At 39.8% G+C, this 11,770-nt stretch carries 8 protein-coding genes; 7 read left to right on the forward strand and 1 reads right to left on the reverse strand.

The annotated features are described in order from the left end of the window. Window positions 1–107 precede the first annotated feature (107 nt). The 7 genes from pcrA (at window position 108) to H8S17_RS12790 (ending at window position 9,958) form a co-directional block, all read left to right on the forward strand. Window positions 108–2,330, forward strand: coding sequence for a DNA helicase PcrA (gene pcrA, locus H8S17_RS12760; protein ID WP_186867591.1), 2,223 nt, complete (start codon window positions 108–110; stop codon window positions 2,328–2,330). A 125-nt stretch (window positions 2,331–2,455) separates the two neighbouring features. Beyond that, complete coding sequence (locus H8S17_RS12765; protein ID WP_178050454.1) at window positions 2,456–2,710, forward strand: hypothetical protein; 255 nt, start codon at window positions 2,456–2,458, stop codon at window positions 2,708–2,710. Between the two features lie 140 nt (window positions 2,711–2,850). After that, a complete protein-coding gene (gene rlmD, locus H8S17_RS12770) occupies window positions 2,851–4,263 on the forward strand; it encodes a 23S rRNA (uracil(1939)-C(5))-methyltransferase RlmD (RefSeq protein WP_186867592.1) in 1,413 nt (470 codons plus the stop codon). A gap of 347 nt (window positions 4,264–4,610) precedes the next feature. Beyond that, window positions 4,611–5,846: a DUF6070 family protein gene (locus H8S17_RS12775; protein WP_186867593.1), complete on the forward strand. Its 1,236-nt coding sequence runs from the start codon at window positions 4,611–4,613 to the stop codon at window positions 5,844–5,846. Beyond that, window positions 5,846–7,120 carry a DUF6070 family protein gene (locus H8S17_RS12780; protein ID WP_186867594.1) on the forward strand — a complete coding sequence of 425 codons (1,275 nt, stop codon included), beginning with the start codon at window positions 5,846–5,848 and terminating at the stop codon, window positions 7,118–7,120. The genes H8S17_RS12775 and H8S17_RS12780 overlap by 1 nt, the downstream gene beginning before the upstream one ends. 4 nt (window positions 7,121–7,124) lie before the next feature. After that, window positions 7,125–8,390 (forward strand): DUF6070 family protein, encoded by a 1,266-nt coding sequence (locus tag H8S17_RS12785; protein WP_186867595.1) that lies wholly within the window; start codon window positions 7,125–7,127, stop codon window positions 8,388–8,390. Window positions 8,391–8,446: 56 nt separating this feature from the next. Next, window positions 8,447–9,958, forward strand: a complete 1,512-nt coding sequence (locus tag H8S17_RS12790) for a WD40/YVTN/BNR-like repeat-containing protein (RefSeq protein ID WP_117514080.1) — start codon at window positions 8,447–8,449, stop codon at window positions 9,956–9,958. Between the two features lie 43 nt (window positions 9,959–10,001). Here the strand turns inward: H8S17_RS12790 and H8S17_RS12795 are convergent. Continuing rightward, a partial coding sequence (locus H8S17_RS12795; RefSeq protein WP_186867596.1) for a BlaR1 family beta-lactam sensor/signal transducer occupies window positions 10,002–11,770 on the reverse strand: 1,769 nt, incomplete at its 5' end.

Here is an 11,770-nt window from a genome sequence, read left to right on the forward strand (position 1 = left end):
AAATCAGTGGGATTGGGTACAGATTATTTTTTTCAATCGCATTTAAAGACCGGATATGGTACAATAAATTGCAAATGAATTTTGAGCAGATAAAGAGGTATGTATAAATGGATATCAATACATTGAATGAACCACAGAAAAGAGCAGTATTACAGACAGAAGGTCCGGTGCTGATCCTTGCAGGGGCAGGTTCAGGAAAGACAAGAGTGCTGACGCATAGAACAGCATATTTAATAGAAGAAAAAGGTGTCAATCCTTATCATATCATGGCGATCACGTTTACGAATAAAGCAGCAGGCGAGATGCGGGAACGTATCGATGATATGGTAGGGTATGGCTCAGAGAGTATCTGGGTAACGACATTTCATTCCACTTGTGTGCGGATCTTAAGAAGATTTATCGACAGACTGGGATTTGCTACTAATTTTACGATTTATGATGCAGACGACCAGAAAACATTGATGAAGGATCTGTTAAAACGGTTAAATATCGATACGAAGATCTATAAAGAGAAAATGTTTTTAGCGGCGATCTCATCTGCGAAAGATGAACTGATCGGGCCGACGGAGTTTGCATTGAATGCAGCAGGCGATTATGTCAAAGAAAAGCAGGCACTTGTATACAGGGAGTACCAGCAGGCACTTAAGAAAAATAATGCATTGGATTTTGATGACCTGATCTTTTATACAGTTGAATTATTTAAAACAGATGCCGAAGTATTAGATTATTATCAGGAGCGGTTCCGTTATATCATGGTAGACGAGTATCAGGATACGAATACGGCGCAATTTGAACTGGTACGCTTATTAGCAGGCAAATATAAGAATCTTTGTGTTGTTGGTGACGATGACCAGTCAATCTATAAATTCCGTGGGGCAAATATTTATAATATTTTGAATTTTGAAAAATATTTCCCGGAAGCCGTTGTGATAAAATTAGAGCAAAATTACCGCTCGACACAGAATATCTTAGATGCAGCCAATCAGGTGATCGCAAACAACCGCGGCAGAAAAGAAAAACGGCTGTTTACGTTAAATGGAGAAGGGGAAAAAATTGCATTTCATCAGTTTGAAACAGGTTATGATGAAGCAGAATATGTAGCAAGAGATATTACGGAAAAAGTATATAAGCAGGGATATCAGTATAAAGACTGTGCCGTTTTATATAGGACAAATGCACAGTCCCGTATGTTTGAGGAAAAATTTGTTGTTTCCAATATTCCATATAAGATCGTGGGCGGTGTGAATTTCTATGCCAGAAAAGAAATCAAAGATCTGCTTTGTTATTTAAAAACGATTGACAATGCAAGTGATGATCTTGCAGTAAGACGTATCATCAATGTCCCAAAAAGAGGAATCGGGGCAACCACGTTAAATCGAGTACAGGAATATGCGATTGCACAGGATATGAGTTTTTATAATGCATTAAAAGTTGCCGAAGATATTCCGTCGATCGGAAAAGCAAGTGCGAAGATCCGCCCGTTTGTATTGTTTATACAGGCAATGCGCAGTAAGTTAGGCATGATCAGTCTTGTAGAACTGTTAGAAGAAGTTATAGAAACGACCGGATATGTCAAAGAACTAGAAGCAGAAGGAACCGATGAAGCAGAGGCAAGGATTGAAAATATCGATGAATTGATCAGTAAAGTCGCAGCATATGAAGAAGCAGAAGAACAGCCGACTTTAAGCGGATTTTTGGAGGAAGTAGCATTAGTTGCCGATATTGACAGTTTAGAGGATGAAAGCAATTATGTTGTTTTAATGACATTACATAGCGCAAAGGGGTTGGAATTTTCCAATGTCTATTTAGCAGGTATGGAAGATGGATTGTTCCCAAGTTACATGTCGATCATGTCTGATAATGCAGCCGAAGAAATCGAAGAAGAACGGCGTTTAGCTTATGTCGGAATTACAAGGGCAAAGGAAAATCTTTCTATCAGTTGTGCCAGACAGCGGATGATACGTGGAGAAACACAGTATAATAAAGTTTCAAGATTTGTAAGGGAAATCTCACCGGAACTTTTAGCAGGAGCGATAAAAAAGCCAAAAATCGAGGATCTTCCGATGAAGAAGGCTTATCAGCAGGCAAAGGAAGAATTCCGAAAGAAACCGTTTGCGGCAACATCCTATAGTACACCAAAGAATTTTGGCACAGCACAGAAAATAGCATTAACCTACGGAGTCGGCGACAGGGTACGCCATATGAAATTTGGGGAAGGCAGTGTTAAGGGAATTGTGGAAGGCGGCAGAGATTACGAAGTGACCGTTGATTTTGATACAGCCGGTGTGAAAAAAATGTTTGCTTCTTTTGCAAAACTAAAAAAAATCTAAAATTTTTCAAAAGTGTAATTTTTTATTTGTGAATAGGCAAAGATATGTTATAATAAACATGATATTGAAAGAGCAGTCGGGAAAGAAACAGACTTTCCTAAATCATAAATAAAGGAGTGGAATATATGAACAAAGTAGATGATTTTTTAACAATGACAAAGCTGAATGAACTCTTAAACAAAAAAAAGGAAGAAGAAAAGAAAAGTTCTAAAGTGATCTGGATTTTTGCAATCATCGGTATCATTGCAGCAGTTGCAGCTGCAGCATATGGAATTTATCGTTTCTTTACACCGGATTATTTAGATGATTTCGAGGATGATTTCGAAGATGAATTTGAAGATGATTTCTTTGAAGATGACGATGAGGAAGAAGATAAATAATCGTCAGGATGATCTTGTCAGATTACAGATCTTCAAAGAACAATATTTAGATAAGAAGGTGCATTCAGGGCCGCAGAGATGCGGCTCTTTTTCTTGCCATACAAGATATATTTATTTTACAGGAAGGGATCAGAATTGTTATGAAAAAAGGAGAGATTTTAGAGGGAATCGTAGAAAGGGTAGCTTTTCCAAATAAAGGGATCGTACGCACATCAGAAGGAAAAGAAGTCATCGTAAAAAATACGGTTCCGGGACAGACCGTATCTTTTTCTGTCAGTAAGATACGCAAAGGAAAAGGAGAAGGCAGGCTGTTAGAAGTTGTAAAAAAGGCTCCGATAGAATTAGACAGCCCTGCATGTATACATTTTGGCATCTGTGGAGGCTGCACCTATCAGAATCTAAGCTGTGAGGAGCAGATCGCATTAAAAGAAAAACAGGTCAGAGAACTGTTTATGCCCGTATTAGCTTCCGCTGGAAAAGAATTTGATGCTTTATTTGAAGGTGTGAAACATAGTCCGGCAGTTTATGGTTACCGTAATAAAATGGAATTTTCGTTTGGTGACAGTTGCAAAGACGGGCCGCTGGCACTTGGTATGCATAAACGAGGCAGTTTTTACGATATTGTCAATGTAGAACATTGCCGTATCGTAGATGAAGATTATCGCAGGATTTTAGTCTGTGTGAGAGGATTATTTGCAAAAGAGCAGATCCCATTTTACCATAAAATGCGGCATGAAGGATATTTAAGACACCTGCTGGTACGAAAAGCAGTAAAGACAGGGGATATATTGATCGATCTTGTGACAACGACACAGACAGATGGATTTGATGAAGCTGCATTGTTAGAGCAGATGAAAGAGGAAATCTTAAAACTGCCGTTTGATGGCCACATTGCAGGTATCTTACATACGAGAAATGACAGCGTGGCAGATGTTGTAAAAAATGATGGGACAGAGATCTTAGCTGGTGCTGATTATTTTTACGAAGAATTATTAGGGCTTAAATTCAAAATCACGCCGTTTTCATTTTTCCAGACAAACTCTCTTGGCGCAGAAGTGTTATATGAAACAGCACGCAAATTTATCGGCGATGCAGTCACACAGTCAAAAGAAGCCGGCAGTACTGTCTTTGACCTTTACAGTGGAACCGGAACGATCGCACAGATGCTCTCTCCGGCAGCAGGGCAGGTGATCGGCGTAGAGATCATAGAAGAAGCCGTTGAGGCAGCAAAAGAAAATGCAAAGTTAAACGGACTTTCTAACTGTGATTTTATAGCAGGCGATGTACTAAAAGTATTAGATACGATCAAAGAAAAACCGGATTTTATCGTATTAGATCCTCCACGCGACGGTATTCACCCAAAGGCATTAGAGAAGATCATACGTTACGGAGTAGAGAAAATGCTCTATATTTCCTGCAAGCCGACCAGTTTAGCAAGGGATTTAGAGGTGCTGCAGGCAAGGGGATATGAAGTAGTGAGAATGTGCTGTGTGGATATGTTTCCGTTTACGGCGAATATTGAGACCGTTTGCCTGCTTTCGAGGAAACCTTGATTTTCTGCGGTTTGTGGGATAATAAAGAAAGATAATGGACGTGTGTTTTCTGGTCTTTTAAATGAAACATTTGAATATTGAAACAGTGGGGTGGTTTGAAACCTTGCTGAATAATAGGCTTTTGCTAAAAGGTATTACTTTTGCGAAAATGTATGATACCTTCTGGCAGAAGCCTTTTTATATAAAGATAACTTGACTTCTAAATCTTACGTGTGTAATATTCAAGAGAGTATATTGTATTGTTGGAGAAAATTTTTTTACTCAAAAATCTTACAAATGTAATAATTAAAGTGCTGTACATTGAAAATCAGGATATTACCATATTAGAAAAAAGAACGGAGGTCTATATGAAAGAAAAAAGGAGAGGCATGGGAATGAGACTATGCATGATACAAATACTTCTGAGTTGTACCATTTCGGGGTGCAGTGATATGCCCCCGGAAGAAATACAGGTTGATGATCCCTTCATTGAGGTTCAGGAGGCAACAGAAAATTCTCAGGAGAATGCGGAAGAAATTATAGAAATCTGTGTGGATCTTTATAAAGAAGCAGCAGAACAAAATAAGATAGCTGATTTGGAAACAATCCGTAGTATTGTAAATCGTCTTGGAGAAAATGGTTATTCGGCAGTTGACAGCAGAAATCAAATTAACATGACGGAACCAGAGAAGGTAGTGGAATTCTGCGAAAAGGTGGATGCACAGGAGGAAGCAGAAATAACGATTTTTGAAATCAGTTATTTGGGCGGATTTGTAAAATACGATTTGCACACAAAAGGCGGAAATGTGGATGTGGTCAGAAGCTATTACAAGTATGAAAATGGAAATATGAAAAGAGAGGTTATAGGAAACTATCAAGCGGAGTATTGGAATTATACAGAAGAAGGTTACCTGATGTTTTCCGGTGTTTGGTTTTCAGAAGAATTATATGTTCTTACATTGAGTGGAGCAGAGGAACATACCGCATTACGGGTACAGCCATTGGATGAAACATATAGGGAGTTGAGTCGGAAATATCTCAACCCAATCAGCTTTGAACGGAATAATATGTTCATTGTGGATTGGAGTGAGGAGGATTTCGGGGATTTGAATTTCTATGATATGTATGACATTCTTTATCCAAAAGTGAATGGTCAATATGCTCCCTATGTTGCTGATGACAACTTATCAGTCAGTGCAGTTTATCAGATTCCAAAAGAAGAATTTGAAAGTGTTATTATGAAATATTTCAACATTGATAGTGAAACGCTACAATCAAAAACCATCTATGATTCGGAGAATTTGACTTATGAATATAAGCCGAGAGGCTTTGAAGAAGTAGAGTACCCCGAATATCCATATTCAGAGGTAGTAGGTTTTACAGAAAACAATGATGGGACAATTACACTTACAGCCAATGTAGTATTCCCTTATGCAGGTGATTCCAAGGTATATTCTCATGAGGTTGTGGTCCGCCCGTTAGAGGACGGAGGGGTACAATATGTATCCAATCAAATTATACCTTCCGAGGATAATTATGAGGAAACATGGCATACACCACGGTTGACATTGGAAGAATGGGAAGAATTGTACGGAGGCGAATAATGGAAGATGTAAAATGGCTGCTTAGAAGATGTGGACTTCCGATTTTGCTGCTGTTGATTTTCGTGATAGCCAGAGTGTTCTGTTGGGAAAAATTGCATGCAGAAAAGCAAAAGGTAGCAGAAGAAGTATGGGAGCCACCTATAGAAATCGAAAATAGCGAAGCAGAAACAGAAGAAGCCGAGAATGCGGAAATTTCCACAGAGTCAGCATATTGGTTTATTCCGCAAGCCAGTGATGATCTCCTTTCAGAAAAGGAGAAGGAGCAGCTGCAGAGTACGGTTTTGTCAGCAGCAGAATCGGTCAGAGAAATCTATAAGGATATTGTAATTGCAGATGCACCAAGCTACTCTTCCAGTATTAATGAATTTACCCACGAGCAGAGGAAAGCCGTGGTGGAACAATTGGGCAGAAGCGGTTTGGTAAGTGTTGAAGAAGATACTGCCATGCAAAACCATGAAGTAATCGAAACATTTTATGCAGATTACTTGAATGGACAGGACTCGATGGTTACGGTATTTGAAGTGCATAGAGATGGACTGATTGGAGCAATTACTTTTATTTATCGGAAAGGTGAGCTGCAGACCTATTACATAGGAATTCGGTGGAAGGAAGGCGGTATACCAGAGATACAGGGAACTTCGGTAAGTAATGTGGCTGAGATTAAACTGACCGAAAAAGGATATTTTATCTACGCATATGAATATGTGATTGCACATGCAAGTTTGAGACAGTATTGGAGAATAGAACCGCTTCCGGAAGACTGTCGGGAATTGACGGAGAAATACATATCAGGACTAAGCTATGTGAATTACAATGTGCTTGTCACAAATTGGGACAGCAGCAATGTAGAGGACATTCTGATGCCTTGTATGTATGAAGATATTTATCGGATTTCTACGGGCGAAAATCTGAAAACTGAAGATTGGAAGATTCCGGCAGAGGAATATGAAAGGATAATGACTACTTATTTTCCGGTATCGGTAGAACAGTTGAGAGAGCATTGCGGGTATGCTGAGGGCAGCAACAGCTATGAATATGAGATGATTTATGCCAGCCCATACCCACCTTTTGGAGAGGTGGTTGACTATACAAAAAATGCGGATGGAACGATTACACTTATCGTAGATGGAGTATGGCCGGATTATAATTCTGATCTCGCTTTTCGGAATACGGTTGTGGTTCTGCCATTTGAAGACGGAACTTTCAGATACCTTTCAAATTCTATAGAACAAATTGAGTTGGAACTGCCGCCGATAGCAAGAAAGAAAGGATGATATTATGGCATTAAAGAAAAAAAGCATTCTGCTGATTATGGCATTTCTGATTGGATGCGACCTGTGTGCCTGTGGAAAAGAAGATAGCGTTGTGGGTGAATCTCTTGTGGAAGATACGGAAGAAGTATCTTCCACGGAGGAAACAAAAAGTGCTGAGGAAGAGGCTGCAGTACAATGGGAAAAGGGCTACGATCTTCCGGTAGATGAACAGGAAAAGGAAGAAGCTGAGACTGACTGTAAAAAGCTGATGGAACATTATCTTGATATTTATGAAACTGCAGATAAAGGGATAGCATCCAATGTTGTTTTGGATGATCAAACGGTTCTTGAAATGCAGAAGAAGGTAAAGGACGCAGGATATCCAATTGCTACGATGGTAACGTATTCTAACATGGAGAATTATGAAAGTGTTGACAGTTTTCTGAAAGAATGTAAGGAAGGGAAAAGAGGCTCTGTGGTGATTTATGAAATCCATAATGATGGTGGACTGGGCAGAATGAAATTCATTTTTGATGGAACGGATATGTATGTTGTGAGTACAAGAGGAATCAGGAATGCTGACAACAAGCTGGGAATTTCGTACATTTCTTATACGAGACTCAAAGAATGGAAATACACGGAAAAAGGATGGTTCTGCTATGAGCTGTGTGTGCCAGAGCCGCCAGAGGTTAGTGAAATTATGGATGGAAGCTGCTTGATCAGAATAAAACCTATGACAGAGGAACAGCGTGAAATGTCTGAACGTTGTGTCCGGGGGCTTGGATATCAGGGACAGAATCTTTTGTGTTCCAACTGGAATGCGGAAAATATGAGTGAGTTGGATTATAACGGAATGTTTGAATATCTGTATGGAATGAAATATGGAGAAAAGTTCAATTCCGAAGATTATCCAAATGGCATTCCGAAAGAAGAATTCGAAAATCTGATTATGGAGTATCTTCCCATAACAGCGGAGCAGATACGAGAGTACGCAGTATTTGATGAGGAAAAGCAGACATATTATTGGGTGCGTCTTGGATGTTTTAATTACGCACCTACTTTCTTTGGAACTTCTCTGCCAGAGGTTGTCGATATCAAAGAAAATGAAGATGGAACAGTCACATTAACAGTTGAGGCGGTTTGTGATATGGTCATTTGCGATGATGCGGTCATAACCCATGAACTTACGGTAAGGTTTGCAGAGGATGGAAGTTTTCAGTATTTGGGAAATGAAATCCTAAATGACGGAATTATGCATATACCAGACTACCAATACCGTATTAAAGAATGATTTGATAATACTGGTGTTTTATGGTATTTTTACAGATATGAAGAAAGGAGACTTACATGAAATATATTTATAAAATCACGGGAAAAGTAAGTTTAATACTATATATATTTATGTTGTATCAATTCTGGCATCTATGTCAATATGGTGGCTTGAGAAGGCATATACCGATGTTGGCGTTAGGTATAATAGGATTGGTTGGCACAGTGGTTCTCTGGCTGATTTCGAAAAGGCATAATCAAGAAGTTAATTCAGGAGATAATGGAAATAAGAAACTTTTCTATACGGAAATGATACTCCTTATAGCAGCAACTTTATTCTTTGGTGGACGTATCGTTTATTCTGCAGTTCCGTATCACGGGGCACTGTCTTGGAAACTTGATGAGTGGATGCGTAAAAAAGAAGTAGAACTGGAGCATAATAATCTTTTTGAGGATGGTGTAGAAGGGATTCTGATGGATTTGGATGAAGCATTGCAACTGCCGGAAGAACTCTATATTGCAAATAAATATCAGGTGTCATTTGATGAAAACGGAACGATTCAAAGGATTTATGCATTCATATATGGAAAAAATGAGGCTGGAGAGAAAAAAACGTATCTTATTGATTATGACGCAGACAGCAGTAATGATATGACTGTTTGGATAGATGGTAATGTGAATGGAGAATATAGTGACGATATGCGTTTGTCTCCAATGATTGAAATTTTGAACAATTCAGACTGGACGAGTCAGGTAGAGGCGTGGGCTGAAACATTTGAAGAGCAGCAGATTTATGAAATACTCTATATGGGGCGAAGATCTTTTAGTTCAGAGGAAGGCTTACAATATATTTCGGGAGATGCAGATGGTGATGGAACTGAAACAGGAACCGGCAATTTTACTCAGCTTAGAAGCGGTGGAGAAATCGTTGGGTTTGAGGTATCTTTGCATATTCCTGATTTAAATAGTGTCACACCTGTTCGATATATTATGGAGCCTGAGTACGTCAGTCAACAAGAATTGAAGCAGGAGAATACGATGCAGCAGGTGGAGGATGCTAAAGATACAGAAAGTTGGACTGTGGATCAAAGTGATGGAACTATGTATTTCTTTTTAGATGAAAATAATGGATGGCGTTTGGTGATAACGGATGCAGCTGCCGGAAGCAGATTTTATGTAATGGAAAAGACAATGGATGGTGGTTCTACTTGGGAATGCATAAATGATGATCCGTTCAGTGGACAATTGGGAGTTGCAGAAGGTTTAATATTTTATGATGAGAACTTTGGGGTTGCAGGAATTACAGGCGCATCCCAGTCCTATTCCCGCTTATATGTCACTCGCGATGGCGGAAGGACCTTTGAAGAAATGAAACTTCCAATGGATCTTGTTTCAGAATTACCACAAATCGCTATCGATTGCGGATTTACGGTGGAGGATTTTGATTACCTGAATATGCCTGAAAAAGAGGACGACACATTGACGATAACGGTTACCACAGATGCAGCGGAGAAAGATGGGATTGTATTTCAGTCAACTGATTATGGAGCGACATGGGAATACAAAGGGCTTGTTCAGATAGCGAATTAAGAAAAATCGGGTAAAAGTCAGAGATTGACCTTTACCCGATTCTTTATTTCCAGATATTCATGTCAGACAAGATAGACATGGTTATTTCAGTTGCGTTGCTTCCGGTAGCACCGCTATCGGCTCCGATGTTGGTAGCAAAAAAGTATGTATTATCTGCAGTTTCAAGTAAGCCCACAAACCATCCATTCACATCCTGACCATCCACACGGCCGGTTCCGGTCTTTCCGTAGAATGTTCCGGCATCGGAAGAGGAAAGGCAGATGGCATCTTTTACTGCATTGATATTTTCAGGGGCGAAGCCAAGGCTGTTATTCTGCAGCCTGGTTAGAAGTTCGACCTGCTCTATTGGGGAAATCTTCAAGGAAGATTCCATCCAATAAGTGGAGAAATCACCACTTATATTTTCGTTTCCATACCCAATTTCCTCAATATAGTTGGAAATGTTAGCGGCTCCAAGCTGTTCGTCCACAGATTCAAAATACCAATTCACGGAGGAATTCATTGCAGACTGTAAAGTCTGATCCGCATTCCATGCTTCAAATGGATAGGTTTCACCATTCCATGCAATGAACGAATTTTCCGGTGTAATGATCTCTTCTTCCAATCCGAACAGGGCATCATATATCTTGTAGGTGGAGTTTGGAGCAACTCGTAAGGTGGCATGCTCCATGTCGTGTATGCTCCATGCATCATTTTCTAAATCGTATAAAACAAAGCTGCCTTCGTATTCTCCGAAGTATGTGGAGAGGTCTACATAGGAAACATTCTCAGAAGAGGAATCCCATTGGTAGTGGCTTCCGTCTGCTGCGTATGTGGAAATAAAAGGTGCGAATCCAAGGAGAAGAACAGCAGTCAACATGAATGCAGTCATACCTTTTATTCTTTTCATAAATGTCGGTTTCTCATAAGAGGCAATGTTGATAATTCTTCGTTTCATCTGCTCCATGTTTCCACCAAGGCCGGCGGCAAACGGAAAAGGAGTAAGTGAAACCTTCTCTGCAAAGTTAATCAGTGTATTGCCATAATCTTCGTAAACATCCTCTTCAAGCATTTTCAAAACAGAAGTGTCACAGGCAACCTCTCTGTCATTACGCATTTCTTTCAGTGCGTACCAGACAAGAGGATTGAACCAATATACTACCCCAGCAAGATTCATCAGATAACTGGCAACAGCATCTTTGTGCTTATAGTGCTGCAGTTCGTGCAACAGCATATATCGCATATCGGATTCGTTGTAATCAGAGATCAGATGAATCGGCAGATAAATACATGGTGTCAAAAGTCCCACAATAATCGGGGATTTCAAAAATGCAGTACTATAAACAGGGATATTTCTGTGAATTCCTATTTCCTCCAAACATCGATGGTATAGTCTGCGTACTTCCGGGTTTTGAAGGGGAAGTGCAGATTTCTCCAAATTGCGTAGGCGGAGCGAGGATTTGATTACCAATATAATCATTGCAAAAATGCCTACAATCCATATCCCTAACAATATGTATCCGGCAATGGATGGTGCTTCGCTATTTACAGAAAGTGCGAAATCATTCATCCAGTCTGTATTTCCGGTCGGATGAATTCCCACAGCTTCTCCTATAGCGGTTGCGGTATCGGAAGTAGGAGAGCTTCTTAAGCTACTAAGCCACGAGAAGATTTGTGGAAATCCGATGAGGCGGAACGGTATAAAGGGAACTGTCAGCAACCCAAGAAGCAGGAACCACAGATTATACTGCATCCGGCTGGACAGGTTGTTTTTGAATATCCGCTTGGCTATCAAAAGAATTCCGATGATACCGCTGATAAATACATTGCATA

The organism is Roseburia zhanii (assembly GCF_014287635.1).
Lineage (GTDB): Bacteria > Bacillota > Clostridia > Lachnospirales > Lachnospiraceae > Roseburia_B > Roseburia_B zhanii.

What these genes read in the sequence shown, in the direction of transcription:
- pcrA (WP_186867591.1), top strand. Translation starts at nt 108, where the DNA reads ATGGATATCAATACATTGAATGAACCACAGAAAAGAGCAGTATTACAG.
- H8S17_RS12785 (WP_186867595.1), top strand. Translation starts at nt 7,125, where the DNA reads ATGGCATTAAAGAAAAAAAGCATTCTGCTGATTATGGCATTTCTGATT.
- H8S17_RS12775 (WP_186867593.1), top strand. Translation starts at nt 4,611, where the DNA reads ATGAAAGAAAAAAGGAGAGGCATGGGAATGAGACTATGCATGATACAA.
- H8S17_RS12790 (WP_117514080.1), top strand. Translation starts at nt 8,447, where the DNA reads ATGAAATATATTTATAAAATCACGGGAAAAGTAAGTTTAATACTATAT.
- H8S17_RS12765 (WP_178050454.1), top strand. Translation starts at nt 2,456, where the DNA reads ATGAACAAAGTAGATGATTTTTTAACAATGACAAAGCTGAATGAACTC.
- rlmD (WP_186867592.1), top strand. Translation starts at nt 2,851, where the DNA reads ATGAAAAAAGGAGAGATTTTAGAGGGAATCGTAGAAAGGGTAGCTTTT.
- H8S17_RS12780 (WP_186867594.1), top strand. Translation starts at nt 5,846, where the DNA reads ATGGAAGATGTAAAATGGCTGCTTAGAAGATGTGGACTTCCGATTTTG.